This window comes from Microcystis sp. LEGE 00066, assembly GCF_015207925.1.
Classification (GTDB): Bacteria; Cyanobacteriota; Cyanobacteriia; order Cyanobacteriales; family Microcystaceae; genus Microcystis; species Microcystis ichthyoblabe_A.
Genome location: NZ_JADEVX010000024.1, coordinates 1 through 17,936, shown reverse-complemented (window position 1 = coordinate 17,936; position 17,936 = coordinate 1). Strand labels below are relative to the sequence as shown.

Here is a 17,936-nt window from a genome sequence, read left to right as displayed (position 1 = left end):
AACTAAAAAAATGAACCAGAATTCTCAGATTAAAATAGGTATAGATGGTAGTTTTTTATCAGGTCAGAAACGGGGTCATGCTCGTTATGCTTTTGAGATTTGTCGTGAACTAGACAAATATTTACCAAATGCTAATTTCTTTGTTTATAGTCCATTACCAATAGAAATGCCCGTTATCTCTCCTCGATGGAAACTAAGGACTCAGGGAAAAATATTAGCAGTCTCACCAATATTGTGGTTAAAAATTATTGGTAGTTGGATTTGTAGAAAAGATCAGTTAGATATCTTCTGGGGAACCTATTTTTTTCTACCCTATCTTGATCAATCAACTAAAACAATTCTGACTGTTCATGATTTTTGGTTTGACATAGATCCCACAGGTATGGATTGGTTTCATACTCAAGGTTTTTACCTATTTCTTAAAAATGATGTAAAACGAGCCAATACCATAATTACAAACTCTCAAGAAACCGAACGGCAACTATTCAAGTATGCCGTTCGTAATTCTATTATTATTCAACCCGGGGTTAGTGATATATTTAAACCTTTACCAATAAACGAAGTCAAGAGCGAATTGAAAAAACACCAGATTATTAGCCCCTATCTTCTGAATGTAGCCACTTGGGAACCCAGAAAAAATGTCGAATTATTAGTAAAAACTTTTGTCAACATTAAAAAAGATGGTTTAATCCCTGAGCATAAATTGGTTTTAGTCGGAAAAAAAGGGTGGAAATATGAAGGGATAGAAGCCTTAATTACCAATGAAGGAAACAATGACATAATTGTTCTTGGTTACGTTCCAGATGAGCAATTACCCGCCCTTTATAGTGGTGCTGATTTATTTGTTTTTCCTTCTATTCATGAAGGATTTGGCATACCTGTATTAGAAGCGAGAGCTTGTGGGACCAAAGTGGTGACAACTGATATTCCTGAATTAAGAGAAGCAGGTGGCTCTGATGTTATCTATATTCAGCCAACAGAATTAGGTATTAGACAAGGAATTTTAACAGGTTTAAGTCAATCTTTTGTTAATCAAAATCATCAAAATATTCCTACTTGGAAAGAAGGGGCTAAAACCTTGGCCAAAATTATTAGTTGTCATTCTGTACAGAACAAAAGTAGGTATATTACTTAGCGTTTTTGCCTATGTGTATCCATAGCCAATCTCTAATCACTTTAGGTAAAGTTTTTCTACAGATATTCATAACTAAATCTCTGAAATACCCTTCAAATAAATAATGTAAAAAATAATTATCATACAAAAATCTGACCTTTTTAAATTCTTTCCAAATCTGACTATTACTTATCCCTTGAGCAATAAAATATTGTTCTGTCCAGTCCAAATAAGCCTGATTTTCTAAATACCTTTGATGATATTTTATAGCGATAAAATGAGCATCACTTGGCTTTTCTCGATGTTTAATCCAGCAACTTTGAGAAACATAAATTGGGAAATTTAAACCAATTTTTGTAAAAAGCACCGTATCTTCAGCCCAACCCCGAAACTGTGCTGCAGATTTTCCTACTTGAATTAATACTTCACGGCGTAGCATAACATTACTGGGAACAGGTTTTTGTTTTCCTTGTTTCCATAAAATAGGTAATAAATTAGGAGGGTAAATAATAGTATTTGATTCTATTCCTAAAGATACAAAATAATCTCGATTTATATCTTCTATTTTTCCCGTCCAACTATGCCAAAATTGCACCCACCCATAAACCATTGCTACTTCTGGATAAGATGCAAAAATAGCAAGTTGCTCTGTTAATTTATGAGGTAGCCAAATATCATCCGCATCTAAAAAAGCAATAAACTCACCCTTAGCCTGTTCAATTCCTAAATTACGAGACGCACTCATACCGCAATTTTCATGATGGGGATGTTCAATATAATAGACTTTGTGATGATTTTTCCGAGCATAATTTAAGGCAATATCGCTACTATTATCTGTTGAGCCATCATCAACTAATAAAAGTTCCCAATGTTCGTAATTCTGAGCAAAAACACTAGCGATGGCTTCGGTAATAAATTTTTCTTCGTTCCAAAAAATAATTATGACTGAAACTAAATTTTGATTTTTCATGTTTAGCTACTAATTAGAACTAATCTTCGGGATAATATCCCAGTTGTTCCGCTAGGGGATTAACAATATTTTTAAGAATGTTAATTTCATCTAGAGTGATTTTTGTAAATTGATCAATTTTAGGTAAATCATCTTTATTAGCAATTTTTATTAATTGATTGGGATCTTTTAAGTCGATTTCTAAATAAGATGCTAGTTCTTTTAACTCAAAATTTCCCTTAACTACATCTTCATATTTTAAGAGTTTAGCATTCAGTTTTTCATGATACAAAACATAGCTTTCGCTTAAGTTTCTCCAAATATATCCAAAGTTTTCAGTAGTCATCTGTTGTTGATCAAGATAGGTAAAAATTTTATAAGATTGATAGGAATGATAGGGATTTCTTATTAAAAAAATAAATTTTGATTCAGGAAACAGCCATTGTAAGTAAACTGCATGGTCTCCCGTTAATCGGACTTCTTTTATGCCCCAACGTTTTGCGCCTTTTTGCCTAGCAGGGATAGCAAAAAGATTAATAAAAAAAAGACGATGAGCTTGTTGAAAAAAACTTAAATCTGGATACAAATTAGCAACCCATTGATTACTAATATCTTCAAATTTTTGACGATATATGAAGTCTTTTTTGGGAAAATCTTGGGAAAATGGCTCGATTTGTTTAGCCATATTCTGAATAATAAATGAACGAGCGTAGGGTTCGCCCCAAATGATAGTTTCTGATGAACTCATCATCAATCGCTGAATCCAAGTTGAACCAGAACGCATACCAGCAGAAAATATAAAAATTGGTTTTTCAGTTATCTCTTGAATATCGCTTGTGGTGATTTTAGTAAATCTCCATTTAATCCAATTAATCCCTTGAACAATATTGAGAGGATTACCATAATATTCTTGCTGGTGGATGTTTTTTTTTAAGGAATGATAATACAATTGTCTGCCCATTTTCTCCCACAACCAATGGCGGAGAAATTTAGGGAAAGTTTTTCTTCCTAAACTTATGACTAAATCGAGCCAACCTTTGAGGGATAATAAGTCACCCATAGGATAATAATTATTTAGATGTGTTGGTTGTACTTCTTGAGCTTTCATTTTTGATCGGGGGGATATTGTTTTATACGGTTAAGTAGCTAGTTATGATTAAATTGAAGATAGATTTTGGGTTCGATCCCCCCTTAATCCCCCCTTAATCAGGGGGGTATCTGAAAGTTTTTAACATCTACCTACTTACAATGGTATCATATTTGGTGATTTAAGTAGGTAGGCACAATTATTTGTAGGATGGGTTAGCGGTAGCGTAACATAATCGGGCGTTGGGTTTTATGCTTCAACCCAACCTACGTTCATTTTATATTTAATTCCACCCACCTATTTATCTAAATCACCATTGTTTTATAATTATGATTGGTAATTTTTATGCAAGAAAAAGAAGTCTCTGTAATTATTCCAGCTTATAATAGCGAACTATACATTGAAGAGGCGATTAATAGCATTATAAAACAATCCTTTAGTCGCTGGGAAATGATTATTGTCAATGATGGTTCAACCGATAATACTCAAGCTATCATTGAAGAATTGATACTAAAAGATAACAGAATTAAATTTATCGTGCAAGAAAATAGTGGTTCTGCATTAGCAAGACACCGAGGATTTATACATTCTCAAGGAAAATATATTTATTTTTTAGATGCAGACGATCGCCCTAAACCTAATGCCTTAGAAAGATTATACTTAGCTTTAGAATCCTGGACAGAAGCTGTTGCTTCCTATGGAAATATTGTCGAAGTTGATCTAAATAATAATAGGATATTTCAACCTAATTCCATTGTGGAAGAACTAACTCCAATTGATCTGTTTACTCGCATTATTGAACGAGGTATATTTTCTATGGGAGCAGTTTGTATTAGACGAAGTTTTTTAACTTCAGAAGACTTTTTAACTCATTTAACCATTGGCGAAGATTGGTTATTCTGGTGTCGGTTAGCTGCTAAAGGTCTTTTTGTATTTATCGGCGAAGATCCCATTATTGAAATTCGTCGTCATCAGACTAATAAAACAAAAATACCAATTTCTGAACTGGTGAAAAATTGGGACAAAGCTAGAGAAATTATTTTTACGGATCCGGCTGTTAGGCAAAAATTACCTACTAGGTTATTGGCTAAACATTACCAAACAAATAAATTTTATACCTATTATGATGTTATCAAACTATCTTGGCGATTACAAGCTTATGATTCAACTGTGATCTATCTGGGTAAATCAATGATTACTATCATAGAAAATCCTCTAGGATTTTTCCATATTACAGGAAGATTTAACCGAGAAATTTGGCGATATTTGCGTCATCTTGTCAATGACTGGCAGATATTTATTGTAAAATATATTAGCAACAACCACCAGAGCCAGAAGTAAAAAGGATTAATAAAAATGAGTAAAACATTAATTATTGGTTTAGGAACGGGGAGATGTGGATCGCTTTCTTTATCTTATTTTTTAAATAATCAACCTGGAATTAAAGTTCTCCATGAAGGAGCAATTAATTACCAAGCCCATCCCTTGAAATGGTATAATGATCATGAAAATGTTTGGAAATGGATAGAAAATCTAGATAAACTTTCAGATTCAAACCAATATTTTGGCGACATTGGGATGTATTTTCTTCCCTATGTTGCTTTCTTAATTGAAAAATTTCCTCGCAGCAAATTTATTTGCCTGAAACGAGAAAGAGAAGCGGTAATTCACAGTTATTTGCAATGGACTCAAGACCATAATCCCTGGTATGAACATAATGGAAAAACCTGGAAAAAAAATGAAGTTTGGGATGCTTCTTTTCCTAAATTTAACGAGTCTGATAAGGCTAAAGCTGTGGGATTATATTGGGATATGTACTATGAAAAAATTGAAAAGTTAATTGAAAAATATCCTCAAAATATCTGTTGTTTTCAGACAGAATCTCTCAATGAGGTGAATAGTAGAAATGCCCTGTTAGATTTTATTGAATATGATGGGGATAGAAATCTAAAAGGACAGTATCATACTCATAAAAAAAGAGCTATCTTTGCTAAACTTCGCCGTAATTTTGCCGAGGTTAGTATTAGCTTAGGTAAACGGATTTTACCGAAGTTCGTTCGTCATCAATTATGGATTAAGTTTGCCAAGTTTTTTTATTATTAAAGCATAAAAGAAATGCTTAAAGCTTACTAAAAAAGTCCGATTCAAAACTCCAGAAAAACTCTGACAAACTTTTCAATTATTATCCCCACCTATAACCGTCCCAAAAGATTCAAAACCTGTTTAGACTCGCTGCTTAATCTCGATTATCTCTACGATTACTATAATCATTGCTGCCAAAAAGTCCAATTGTTCACTTCCAATAATTATTCCACAAAGTCCGACAATTTGACGTTTTCTTCGCCCTCGCCGTTGAAGAAGCTCGGCAATTTCGCGATCGCTGGTTAGGGTCTGGTTATCCCCTAGTTTATCTTGCCGCCGCGATCATTGATCCTGCCCATCACCTCACCCCGAGTAAATGCTGGCGACAACCTCAAGGGGTGACAAGAAGCTGAAAAAGGAGACTGGGAAAAAAGCTGATAGCTACAAAAGGTCTTAAGCGGCGGTTATATCTAGTAGAGTCTATATTTATCAAAAAGTTAATTGACTATAATCTATAAAAGCGTTAGGATTGATGGTGACAAATAGTTATTATTGAGGAGGAGATAAGAACTTGATACAGGCAACCCTGCACCAGTTAAGGGTTTTCGAGGCTACCGCACGACATAGTAGCTTCACCAAGGCGGCCGAGGAGTTATTTATCACTCAACCTACCGTCTCAACCCAAGTCAAACAACTCACAAAAGCTGTGGGTTTACCGCTATTCGAGCAAATTGGCAAACGTTTATTTTTAACCGAAGCGGGTCAGGAATTACTGTTCACCTGTCAAGAGATTTTTAATAAATTGGACAACTTTCAGATGAAAGTGGCCGATATTAAGGGAACTAGACAGGGAAAACTGACTTTAGGCGTAATTACTACCGCTAAATACTTTGTGCCGCGATTACTGGGGGCATTTTGTCAACAGTATCCCGGTATCGACATCGCTCTACAGGTGACTAATCACCAGAAACTGCAAGAGCGAATGTTAAATAACGAGGATGACCTCTATATTCTCAGTCAACCGCCGGAAGAAGTGGAACTTTGTTCTCAGTCTTTTCTGGAAAATCCTCTAGTGGTGGTGGCGCGACGGGATCATCCATTGGTGGGACAGAAAAATCTCCCCCTTGAGTGCCTCAACCAGCAACCTTTTATTATGCGCGAATCGGGATCTGGAACCCGGCAAGCGGTACAAAAATTATTTAATCTCCACGATATTAAGGTAAAGGTGCGTTTGGAATTAGGCAGTAACGAGGCCATCAAACAGGCTATTTCTGGCGGTTTGGGACTATCGGTACTATCTAAGCACACTCTCATCTCGGAAGGGGAAAACGGCGAATTGGCCATCCTCGACGTGGAACAGTTTCCGATTCAGCGCAATTGGTACGTTTGTTATCTGGCCGGAAAACAACTTTCCGTGATTGCCGATGCTTTTTTAAAATACCTGCTGGAAGCTAGTCAAGCCATCCCGATTCATGCCCCGTTAAAAAATGGTCACAGCCTATTAGTGACCCATTAAACCTTAAACTTTAATTCAGGATCATTTTTCTTCTTGAGGTGTTTATATGTTCGAGTCCTTCAGCCAGACTATCTGGTTGGTACCTCTTTATGCCCTTGCGGGCGCACTTCTCGCTCTACCCTGGTCTCCCGGTATTATCCGGCAAACCGGCCCGCGACCGGCCGGTTATCTGAACTTGATCATGACCTGCTGGGCTTTTTTGCATAGTCTTTTTGCTTTGATTGCCGTTTGGGGCCGTCCGCCCCAATCTATAGCATTTAATTGGCTAAATGCCGCAGATTTAAGCATATCTTTAGATGTGCAGATTTCGGCCGTTAATATCGGGGCTTTACTGCTAATTACCGGCTTAAACCTCGCCGCCCAGGTATATGCGATCGCCTATCTAGAAATGGATTGGGGTTGGGCAAGGTTTTATTCTCTCGTCGCTCTCTTTGAAGGGGGTATGTGCGCCCTCGTTATCTGTAATTCGCTATTTTTCAGCTATTGTGTGCTAGAAGTTCTCACCCTCGGCACTTATCTGCTAATTGGTTTCTGGTTCAATCAATCTCTGGTGGTAACGGGGGCGAGGGACGCTTTTCTGACTAAACGGATTGGCGATTTAATCCTGTTGATGGGAGTGGTGGCCCTTTTACCCCTGGCGGGAACCTGGAACTTTGACCAATTGGCAGAATGGGCGGCTACAGCCAATTTAAACCCCAATGTGGCTAATTTACTCTGTTTAGCCCTGATTGCCGGTCCGATGGGCAAATGCGCTCAATTTCCCCTGCATTTATGGCTAGATGAGGCCATGGAAGGACCGATGCCGGCGACAATTCTGCGGAATACCGTCGTCGTTTCCACTGGCGCTTGGTTATTGGTCAAATTAGAGCCGGTGCTACAATTATCGCCCTTAACCTTACAGGTGATGATCGTTGTTGGCTCTGTCACCGCTATCGGTGCGGGGTTAATTGCGATCGCCCAGATCGATGTCAAGCGCTCCCTTTCCTATTCCGTCAGTGCCTACATGGGACTGATTTTTATCGCTGTGGCCACCGGACAAACGGAAACCGCTTTAGTCTTACTCTTTACTTATGCGATCGCTATGTCCCTGTTAGTCATGGTGGTGGGTAACATCGTTTGGAATAATATCAGCCAAGATTTAAGCCAATACGGGGGTTTATGGTCCCGTCGTCCCGTTTCCGGCATTTGTTATCTCGTCGGCGCCGCTAGTTTAGTGGCACTGCCTCCCTTTGGTGGTTTTTGGGCATTAGCCCGCATGGGCGATCGCCTCGCAGAAGTCAGTGGTTTACTGTTATTGGTGCTATTGTTGGTCAATGCCTTAACTGCCTTTAGTGTCACTAGAGAATTTTGCGTTTTCTTTGGCGGTAAAATCAAACCAATGACCCTGCGCTCTCCGGAAGCTCTTTGGCCCTTAGTTATCCCCATGACTATGACCATGGGTTTCGCCATTCATGTGCCGATTTTATTAGCGCAATGGCATTTATTACCAAGTAACTTAAATCTGGGAGTGGCTTTTCTCTTGGTGCTTTCCACTGCTGGGGGCGTAATTCCGGCAGCATATATTTATCTGAATGAAAATATCTCCAAACCGATCGTTTTTCAACCGAAAGCCGTTCAAGATTTCTTTGCCAACGACCTTTATACCGCCCAATTGTATAAAGTTACCATCGTTTTTGTCGTCGGACTAATCTCGCAAATTATTAACTGGATTGATACCTTTCTGGTGGATGGCATCGTTAATCTGGTGGGATTAGCCACGGTTTTTGGTGGTCAGAGTTTGAAATATAACGTCTCGGGCCAGACCCAATTTTACTTTCTGTCGATTATTTTGGGGGTCGCTTTGATCGGTATTATCATCTGCTGGCCCCTACTATCACAAATTTCTCTAGTTTTCAGTTAAAGATTTGATAACTTAGGCTTTTCTTTAGCATCCCCGGCCCTGACAATAGGATTTGTCCTGATTAATGGAAACAATTACCTATGTTCAATACCTCTCGTCGCCAATTAATCCGTTATGGGGGTGGTTTTTTGGGAACCAGTCTAGCCGCCTCTGTTTTGGGTTCTCAGTTGTCCAAAACTAACGCCCAAACTGCCGTTAATTCCCAGCCATGGCTAACGGCTCAAAATCAAGGATTGAACCCAGACCAGGCCTTAACTATGCTCATGGAAGGCAATCAACGTTTCTGGGAACGAAGAAAAAAAAGTCCTAACCGCGATCAAACTCGGCTCACAGAAGTGGCCGAAAGTCAAGCCCCTTTTGCGGCAATTTTGGGCTGTGCCGATTCTCGCGTGCCGGCAGAAATCGTTTTTGATCAAGGATTAGGAGATCTATTTGTTTGTCGGGTAGCGGGAAATTTAGCCACTTCCGAAGAAATTGGTAGCCTTGAATTCGGCACGTTGGTGTTAGGAGCCAAGGTAATTGTTGTCCTCGGCCATTCTCGTTGTGGAGCGGTAAAAGCCACCATTGAAGGCGGTCGTTTCCCCGGACAAATCGGTCGTTTAATCGATGGACTACAGGTGGGAGTTGATCGGGCAGAAAAACAACCCGGTTCTAACAAACTTGAGCGAGCCATTAAATCCAATGTCGTCTATCAAGTAGAGAAATTAGGCAAATCCCCAGTCATGGGTGATTTAGTAGATAAAAAACAATTAAAAATTGTCGGAGCCTACTATGATCTCGATACCGGCAAAGTGAGTTTAATTTAGTCAATTCCCGATTAGTCATCGTGTTGGTTGGCTAATCCTTTTCTCATCCCAGTCATTATAAATTTGATCGATACCAATATGCTCAGTACCCTGCTTTGGTTGCCAATAATTGGAGCAATTATCGTCGGTCTTTTCCCCGATAAATTTGCGCCAGCAAAATTACGTCAAATAACTGTCTTTTTTGTTGCTGCCGTCCTTCTTTGGTCTTTATATCTGCTGACTCAATATAACTTAACCAGCAGTGGCTTTCAATTTTCTGAATACCGCGAATGGGCAAAACCAATCGGTTTAAGTTATAACCTCGGAGTCGATGGTTTGTCCTTACCGTTAATTATTTTAAACTGTTTCTTGACAGGAATAGCTATCTATAGTACCGAAGAAAAACTAGAGCGTCCCCGACTTTATTACATCCTAATCCTCCTGATTAACGCCGGGGTTTCTGGAGCATTAATGGCCAAAAACCTGCTGCTGTTCATCGTTTTCTATGAACTAGAATTAATCCCCTTTTATCTGATGATTGCTATCTGGGGAGGCGAAAAACGTGGCTATGCTTCGATTAAATTCCTTCTCTACACCGCTGTCTCCGGGTTATTAGTCCTAGCGGCATTTTTAGGTATAGGTTTCCTCAACGGCGGTACTTTTGACTATTCCTCCCTCTCCACCGCCGATTTCTCCCAAAAAACCCAATTACTGCTCTTAACTCTGCTGTTAGTGGGATTTGGCATCAAAATACCCCTCGTACCTCTCCATACTTGGCTACCGGATGCCTATACGGAAGCTTCCCCCGCTACAGCAATTTTACTAGGTGGTATCCTCGCTAAACTCGGTACTTATGGCTTAGTTCGCTTTGGTCTGCAATTATTCCCAGAAACTTGGTCTTTAATCGCCCCCGGACTGGCAATTGTCGGCGTTATTAGCGTTATTTACGGGGCCTTGAGCGCTATTGCCCAAAAAGACATTAAACGCATGGTGGCCTACAGTTCGATCGGTCACATGGGCTATATACTGGTAGCAGCCGCCGCCGGCACGGGTTTAAGCGTCCTTGGTGCCGTCGCGCAAATGATTAGCCACGGTCTCATTCTCGCCCTCTTATTCTATCTGGTGGGCATCGTCGAACGCAAAGCCGGAACTAGAGATTTAGATATTTTAAACGGTTTAATGAACCCAATTCGCGGTTTACCCTTGGTTAGCGCCCTATTAATTCTCGCCGGTATGGCCAGCGCTGGTATCCCCGGATTAGTGGGATTTGTGGCGGAATTTATCGTTTTTCAGGGGAGTTTTTCCCGTTTTCCCGTGCAGACGGTTCTCTGTATCATTGCTTCCGGTTTAACGGCGGTTTACTTTGTTATCCTGCTTAATCGCACCTGTTTTGGTAAATTGGATAATAAACTTGCCTACTATCCCAAAGTCCTGAAATCGGAAACTATCCCCGCTTTTGTCCTAATGGTATTAATCGTCTTTTTAGGTATTCAACCCAATTATTTAGTCCGTTGGATTGAACCCACCACTAACTCGATGGTTGCCAGCTTATCGGGGGAAGCAAAACCTAGTTTTGTCCTCAAAAAATCTTCGCAAAAGTCCTCAAAAACCAACTGGTTTAATCGGGGTAAATTTTTGAGTAATAGTTAGTTATCCCTCGCTGTTTCCGAATTATTGTAACTGCTGCTAATTACTTTACCTAAAACTATGACTGGGACATTAATCAAAGCCAAAATTCCCCCTTCTACTCACGAATTCGCCGACATTATCCATCGTTTAGAAGCGGGTGGCTCCATGTTGCCCGATACTCCCGAAAATCTGATGCAAATTATCGGCATTTATAAAGCTTATGCCGTACCAATGGATTTTTATTGGCGAGATCTGCTCTATATTGCCGAACGAGTTTTCCTCGATCCTTTGCCCTTCTTTAAATATTTTCTGCCCCAAGAATACCTAGACCTACAAAATCATTACGCTGGCGATAATGCCGATTTACGCATCTGGCGCGGTACGGGTTCCGCTCACCCTGAATTATTAGAATTCATGGATAAAGGTAAAACCCGAAAAATGCCCAGATTAATCCATCATCTCTGGCATGACCGTATTAATATGGAATTTGCCGAAGCTTGTATGCAAGCCATGTTATGGCATGGCCGCGATATGGGTTGGGGTTTATTTGATGCCTATCTTGATTCAGAAGAATATCGCCAAAATGCCGACCGCGCTATTAAGGCCTATTTCAAGAAAAACCCCGTGATGATGAAACTTTATGACCTGTTCCCCGATATGTTTTTGGAACAGGTGCGGATGATGTCCTACTACTCTAATTTAGGACTATTCTGGGAAGTGATGGCCCCGGTGTTTTTCGAGATGTCTGATATCTACGATGAAGGCGGGTTTAAAGGTGTTCCCGATGCCATGAATTTCCTCGTTAATGGCATTTTTGCCATCGCTGGCCGGCCAATTTATCATCACGTTTATATTGATGGTCAATGCTACGAAATTATCCCCAAATCAAAGGCTTTTACTTGGCTTTATGAAGCGGCTTTACCCTATGTAGAAGCGGTCTTTTATCGTACTGCTCCCTTCCGGGGTACAAAGTCCTATAATGCCCAAGCAAAACAGGTTCCCGACCAACAAAAAGACTTTCACTATGGTATTCTTTACGCGGATGTTTTCCCCGTGGGTACTGCGGGAATTCCCCCGACGTTGTTAATGGATGATATGTATCATTTTTTACCCCAATATCTGATTGATTACTATCAACAAAACTGCCGGGGGGAAGATGATATTTTGATTCAATTGGGTATTAGTTTCCAGCGATCGATGTATAATGTTACTTCGGCAGTTATTCAAGCTCTACGCACTGCTTTACTCTATCCCCTCGACGATCCTAATCCCAAACATTTACTTAAAAATCGTCAATTCTTTGAGGCACAAATGGACAGATTTAAACGCCCCGAAGCGCGTCTTAGAGATATCCAAAATCCTAATTATCGTTAAGGTTTTTTGATTATTTTTCTGGTGGGTTTATCGCCCACCTTTTTTAATATAATGAGATAACCGAACCCCAAGTCATACTAATACTAAATCCCTTGAGTAACGCACAGAAAACCAGTTTCTCGGAGAAACCCGTTTTCTACTCGAGGGAATAAATAATCAGTATTTAATAGCCAGATTTAGTATTAAGTACCTAAGCAAAATTAATTACACATTTCGATAAAGCTTTTGCCTCTTGCCTTCGTTAAAACCACCCACTTAATAGGATAGTTACAGAACGTAAAAATTGGCTAATTCAGGAGTTATTATTATGCTAGACCAAATGATGAAGATGTTAGAAGGGCAACAAATAGGCCCCTATCGTCTTAATAAATTTCTCGGTGCGGGTAGTTTTGGTGGTGTATTTCATGCTAGTGAAATGGTCAGAAATACATCGGTCAAAGAAGTTGCCATTAAAGTTATCCCCGAAAGTAGCGATGATAAATTAATTGAGTTAACAAATGCCAGAAAGTTAGAACATCCTAATTTAATTAAGAGTTATGCGGTGGGGGAATTTACTTTTCTCAATACAGAGATGCTTTATTTAGTGATGGAATTGGCACAGGGTAGCCTAGAAAATCACATTGCCAAAGGCAGTTTGTCAGCGGATGAGATTAAAAATATTACTGCTCAAGTCGCCCAGGGCTTAAATTATCTTCATGGATAAAATAAAGTCCATCGAGATTTAAAACCGGGTAATATCCTCAAGGTTAATCAACAATACAAGTTAGCAGATTTTGGCTTAATTAGAACTTTAAATAACAAAAGCCACACTCAAACCGTCCACAATAGCGGTACAATTATTTATATGCCTCCTGAAGCCTTTAGGGGGGATATTTCCTCAGCTTGGGATCTGTGGTCATTGGGTATTATGTTAATCGAAATGACCACTAATCAACTTCCCTATAAGTTCAATAATGATATTAACCAGTTAATGGCAAAGGTGATGAATTGTGATTTACAAATCCCCAGTTTACCGAAAGAGTTTAAACAGATTATTGAAGGGTGTTTGCAAAAAGATAGAAAACAAAGATGGACAGCACAACAGGTTTTAAATGCCTTACAACCTGTGGGATGGAATTCTCCCCCGTCACCTCCACCAGCACCGGCAGCAGTCAAAAAAACTATATTACCAATACCCCTAATTGCTTCACCTACTCCATTTACCGAAAAAATATCCAACGGAGTCACACTGGAGATGGTGAGCTTACCAGCAGGTAAATTTCTCATGGGATCTCCTGACAGTGATTCTGAAAAGCCTCCACACCAAGTTAAAGTCAACAGTTTTGCGATTGGCAAATATCCAGTCACTCAGGCACAATATGAAGCAGTAATGGGAACCAATCCCTCTAAGTTTCAAAACAATCCCCAAAATCCGGTAGAAAATGTTAGTTGGAACGATGCTCAAGCTTTTTGTCAGAAATTGAGTCAAATAACCGGGAAAACCTATCGCCTACCGACGGAAGCGGAATGGGAATATGCTTGTCGTGCGGGGACCACTACTCGCTTTTATTTCGGTGATGATGCCAATCAGTTAGGAGATTACGCTTGGTATGACGGAAATTCTCAGAATACAACTCATCCTGTGGGCCAGAAAAAGCCCAATGCTTGGGGACTCTATGACATGAGTGGCAATGTTTGGGAGTGGTGCGAAGACAATTGGCATAGTACCTATGAGAATGCGCCAAAGGATGGCAGTGCTTGGTTAACAAATGATAATGATTATCAAATATTGCGGGGCGGTTCTTGGTACAGCATTCCCTCTTACTGCCGTTCTGCTTACCGCTACTTCAACCGCCGCGACTACATCGTCAACTACGGTTTTCGGGTGGTGTGCGGTGCTGGGAGGACTCTGTAACCCTTATTTTCTTTTTACCCTTTTTTCAATTTTTCTCTTTTTCCCGCCTAGCGGCGGGTCGATTTTTTTTTTGAGATTTTCTAGGGTGCGTCCTGGGGAGCTTTTCGCTTTTGCCAAACTAATTTTGTCTTAACGAAACAGCATCAGCACAATTTCTAGAAATAGCTCGTTTTCTGAAAAGCCATTGGTCTTACTATGTCCTCTGAAATCACCATCAGGCTGGCTTTTGTGGTAAGATGTGTTGCTTAACGTACTTTTTCAATTTATTAAGGTAATACCTAACGGATAAGTTTTGTCTATTGTATAGATACAGGAGAGCCGAGTAACCATAGCAGGGGGAATCGAAAGCAAAATCTATCTGCAATTTAATTAGAAGCACTTAAGTAGCTGGTTATAATTAAATTAAAAATGGATTTTAGGTTCGATTCCTCCTTAGTCCCCCTTGATAAGAGGGGTGCCGATCCCCCCTTATTCCCCCCTTAATAAGGGGGGCATTTGATAATTTTTAACGCCTACCTACCTACTTACTTATAATTATCTGCGAAAAAAGTTTAGTAATTTCACTGCAATTATAACAGGATTGTCGATGACTAATTTAAAAAAATGGCAAATTATTAAATCTGAGCTAGTTTTTCATAATCGTTGGTGTCAAGTCCGTCAAGACGCGGTGCAGTTATCCTCTGGACAAGTTATCGACGATTATTTTGTTAATATTCGTCCTGAAATTGTGTTAGTTGTTCCAGTTACCGGGGATAATCAATTAGTTTTTGTTCGTCAATATCGTCACGGAGTTAAGGAAATTTTATTAGAATTTCCTGCCGGAGCAGTAGATGCGGGTGAAGATAATATTACTGCAGCAGCGCGTCGGGAATTCGAGGAGGAAACTGGTTATCAAAGTGATTCTCTAATACCTCTGGCTGTTTTGTATGATAATCCCGTTAAAGATACTAACAGAATTCACATTTTTTTGGCTCTTAATGCTATCCCCACCGGTCAACAAAAGTTAGATGTTACCGAGGAAATTGAAGTTATTCTTCGACCTTTACAGGAAATTAATCCCCAGGAAATTACCGTCTCTGGTAGTTTAGCTGCTTTCTATTTAGCGAGGGATTTTTTAAAGCAAAATTAAGGAGTTATAGCGGTTATATTAATAGGGAGGTAGGAAGTTTTCGTTTTCGGGAGCCAGTTGTCAGGAGATTATTTTTATTTATTCTACCTAATTCATAATTCATAATTCATAATTGACAATTCATAATTCATAATTCATAATTTATAATTCCCACTGTCTATGAGTAATTTTTTTATGATTGCTGGCTTTATTCTATCAGCTTATGCGATCGTTGCTAACGATTCCCTACAGACTTTAGGGACTTTTTTAAGTGCCAATGAAGAACGTCCCTGGTGGATTTTATGGCTGTATTCCAGTATAATCTTAGCCTCGATTTTTATCGCTGGTTGGTACATTAATCAGGGAGATGTGGCCTATAATCGACTAGAAATGATTCCCTTCCCAGAAAATTTTACTTGGATTTATATCGTTCCTCCATTAGCAATTTTAATTCTCACCACTTGGGGAATACCTGTGAGTACAACCTTTTTGGTTTTAACAGTTTTTGCTCCCCAATCTCTAGATGAAATGTTAATTAAATCTGCTTGGGGTTATGCTATTGCTGTTGTAGTGGGGTTAGTCATCTATCGAATTATTTATCAATTAGAAAACTTTTTCCTAGAAACAGTTAATAAAGAACCTCAAAAAATCTGGGTAGTTTTACAGTGGTTATCCACCGGGTTTCTCTGGAGTCAATGGTTAATGCAAGATTTTGCTAATATTTTCGCCTATCTTCCCAGAAAGTTAGCAGCAACATGGTTAGTTTTATCTCTAACAGTTATGCTACTCCTGCAAACCATCATTTTTATTAATCATGGTGGTCAAATCGAGAAAATTGTCACTAGCAAAACTAACGCCCATGATCCGCGTTCTGCAACAATTATTAACTTAATTTATGGTTTAATTTTACTCTTTTTTGTTGGCTATAATCATATTCCCATGAGTACCACTTGGGTATTTTTAGGTTTATTAGGAGGTCGAGAAATTTCTCTGACTTTAACCAGAGAAACCCCTAATTTGGCCGCCACGGGTAAACTGGTTTTAGGGGATGCCTTGAAAGCTTTTATCGGTATGATTGTTAGTGTTGCTATCGCTCTTGCTTTACCTCTAATCGCTCAAAAACTTAACTATCTATAGGTAATTATAAATTATAGCAATTCTCTGACTTATGAGGTACAGTAGTAACAGTGAGTAAACCAATTGCGAATATCTTTTTGAGTAACTTCTAACATAGCCAATTCAATCCCTTCTATTAAGTCTTTGTAAGTCCTCACCTCCAGTTTTCTTAACATCACTTTCACTTTTGAACAAAAGTTTTCAATAGGAGATAATTCAGGAGAATAAGGAGGTAAATAGATGAGTCTAGCTTTTTCTTGTTCGATTATTTCTCTGACCATTTCTCCGAGATGAATCTTGGCGTTATCCATGATCAAACAGTCTCCTTCTTTAATTTTTGGCAGCACTTCCTTCAGAATAAATCCTTCAAATGTTACCGCATCCACTGCACCGTATATGTTGACTGATGCCACAACTTTTTCTAAGCTTATAGCACTAATTATTGAAATATTTCTCCCTCTTTGGCTCTCCCAGGTTTGGTGGGTAAAATGTATTCTAAGATACATTCCTCCTAGCGAGGGGGTGGAACGAACCACAAAGACACAAAGGACACAAAGATTGATCGATCCTATGTAAGTTAAACTTATCACACAGAACCTAGAAGATACCATCTTTTTTGTGGTTTTCTTCCCCGAGATCTTCGGCCAATTAAGGCTCTAGCATAGAGTCTCAAAAGGGCTAAATTTACCCACGATTCATCGATGAAAATTAGTTTTGATGCCTCAATTTCCCGAACTTCTGACCAGTATCCCACTCTTTTTTGCTGTACCCTGTCACTTTCTTTTTCCGCCGCGTGTAGTGTTTTTTTTTGAAACTGTAATTGAGTTTTTGCGTCAGCCGCCCCAGGGTGGCTCTACTGACTTTCACCTGTGTCTTTTCATACAGTAAGTCCGATAATTCTTCGAGAGTTGCATCATTGTTAGCTTCAATGATTTCGCCAATTCAAAAATGAAACGCATTAACCTCAAGAGTTGACAAAGAGAGGCTCATCAGGTACTGTCTGATCATTAACAAAAACAAATCAGACCCAAAAACGAAGCCCCCAACATCTTAACATAGAACAAAGAAACTTGCTCTACCAACTTAGTCAGGAGGGAAATTTATCTCAACGGCAAATGGCCGTCTGGCTCGGATGTCATCAAAGCACGACCAGAGCGAGAATTAAGAAGGAATCAAAGTTCCCTAGGCTGCTATCTACCTGACATAGCAGAAGCTGAAAGCGAGACGCGCACCAAAAATGCCAAACAACCCTTTTAAAATGTCAGCGAGTCAGCCTTAGAGTTGGTCAAAGAAGGATTGAAAGATTATCATAGTCCCGAACAAATAGCAGGTCGTCTGAAAAAAGCTGGTCAAGAATCGCTCAGTCATGAAACCATCTATCA

The 17,936-nt window shown here is 39.4% G+C and carries 12 protein-coding genes and 4 pseudogenes; 12 read left to right on the top strand and 4 right to left on the bottom strand.

Annotation, left to right across the window (positions count from 1 at the left end):
• Positions 1–10: 10 nt before the first annotated feature.
• Complete coding sequence (locus IQ224_RS05580; protein ID WP_002743509.1) at positions 11–1,135, top strand: glycosyltransferase family 1 protein; 1,125 nt, start codon at positions 11–13, stop codon at positions 1,133–1,135.
• Here the strand turns inward: IQ224_RS05580 and IQ224_RS05575 are convergent.
• Together IQ224_RS05575 and IQ224_RS05570 are read right to left on the bottom strand one after the other, a co-directional pair.
• The gene (locus tag IQ224_RS05575) at positions 1,128–2,084 is read right to left on the bottom strand and encodes a glycosyltransferase family 2 protein (RefSeq protein WP_002743511.1); all 957 of its coding nucleotides are present in this window, start codon (positions 2,082–2,084) and stop codon (positions 1,128–1,130) included. The genes IQ224_RS05580 and IQ224_RS05575 overlap by 8 nt on opposite strands.
• 19 nt (positions 2,085–2,103) lie before the next feature.
• Positions 2,104–3,171 (bottom strand): sulfotransferase, encoded by a 1,068-nt coding sequence (locus tag IQ224_RS05570; RefSeq protein WP_002743513.1) that lies wholly within the window; start codon positions 3,169–3,171, stop codon positions 2,104–2,106.
• A gap of 324 nt (positions 3,172–3,495) precedes the next feature.
• Here IQ224_RS05570 and IQ224_RS05565 point away from each other — a divergent pair, with 324 nt between their 5' ends.
• The 10 genes and pseudogenes from IQ224_RS05565 to IQ224_RS05520 all read left to right on the top strand — a co-directional run bounded on the left by IQ224_RS05565 (position 3,496) and on the right by IQ224_RS05520 (position 16,575).
• Positions 3,496–4,491: a glycosyltransferase family 2 protein gene (locus IQ224_RS05565; protein ID WP_194032675.1), complete on the top strand. Its 996-nt coding sequence runs from the start codon at positions 3,496–3,498 to the stop codon at positions 4,489–4,491.
• 15 nt (positions 4,492–4,506) lie between these two features.
• Complete coding sequence (locus IQ224_RS05560) at positions 4,507–5,253, top strand: sulfotransferase (RefSeq protein ID WP_002743515.1); 747 nt, start codon at positions 4,507–4,509, stop codon at positions 5,251–5,253.
• A 550-nt stretch (positions 5,254–5,803) separates the two neighbouring features.
• A complete protein-coding gene (locus IQ224_RS05555) occupies positions 5,804–6,748 on the top strand; it encodes a LysR family transcriptional regulator (RefSeq protein ID WP_002743516.1) in 945 nt (314 codons plus the stop codon).
• Positions 6,749–6,794: 46 nt separating this feature from the next.
• Complete coding sequence (locus IQ224_RS05550; RefSeq protein ID WP_194032674.1) at positions 6,795–8,648, top strand: NAD(P)H-quinone oxidoreductase subunit F; 1,854 nt, start codon at positions 6,795–6,797, stop codon at positions 8,646–8,648.
• 80 nt (positions 8,649–8,728) lie between these two features.
• Positions 8,729–9,454, top strand: a complete 726-nt coding sequence (locus IQ224_RS05545) for a carbonic anhydrase (RefSeq protein ID WP_002743518.1) — start codon at positions 8,729–8,731, stop codon at positions 9,452–9,454.
• A 78-nt stretch (positions 9,455–9,532) separates the two neighbouring features.
• The gene (locus tag IQ224_RS05540) at positions 9,533–11,083 is read left to right on the top strand and encodes an NADH-quinone oxidoreductase subunit M (protein ID WP_002743521.1); all 1,551 of its coding nucleotides are present in this window, start codon (positions 9,533–9,535) and stop codon (positions 11,081–11,083) included.
• A 57-nt stretch (positions 11,084–11,140) separates the two neighbouring features.
• Complete coding sequence (locus tag IQ224_RS05535; protein ID WP_194032673.1) at positions 11,141–12,436, top strand: CO2 hydration protein; 1,296 nt, start codon at positions 11,141–11,143, stop codon at positions 12,434–12,436.
• 307 nt (positions 12,437–12,743) lie between these two features.
• Positions 12,744–14,330: pseudogene (locus tag IQ224_RS05530) on the top strand (SUMF1/EgtB/PvdO family nonheme iron enzyme).
• Between the two features lie 586 nt (positions 14,331–14,916).
• On the top strand, positions 14,917–15,459 hold the full coding sequence (locus IQ224_RS05525) for an NUDIX hydrolase (protein WP_002746127.1): 543 nt from the start codon (positions 14,917–14,919) through the stop codon (positions 15,457–15,459).
• 174 nt (positions 15,460–15,633) lie between these two features.
• Positions 15,634–16,575, top strand: a complete 942-nt coding sequence (locus IQ224_RS05520; RefSeq protein ID WP_036401983.1) for a hypothetical protein — start codon at positions 15,634–15,636, stop codon at positions 16,573–16,575.
• A 29-nt stretch (positions 16,576–16,604) separates the two neighbouring features.
• Here IQ224_RS05520 and IQ224_RS05515 read toward each other — a convergent pair.
• Positions 16,605–17,015 (bottom strand): annotated as a pseudogene (locus tag IQ224_RS05515) (transposase); the annotation flags it as partial.
• A 150-nt stretch (positions 17,016–17,165) separates the two neighbouring features.
• Positions 17,166–17,490: pseudogene (locus IQ224_RS05510) on the bottom strand (IS630 family transposase); the annotation flags it as partial.
• 119 nt (positions 17,491–17,609) lie between these two features.
• Here IQ224_RS05510 and IQ224_RS05505 point away from each other — a divergent pair.
• Positions 17,610–17,936 (top strand): annotated as a pseudogene (locus IQ224_RS05505) (transposase); the annotation flags it as partial.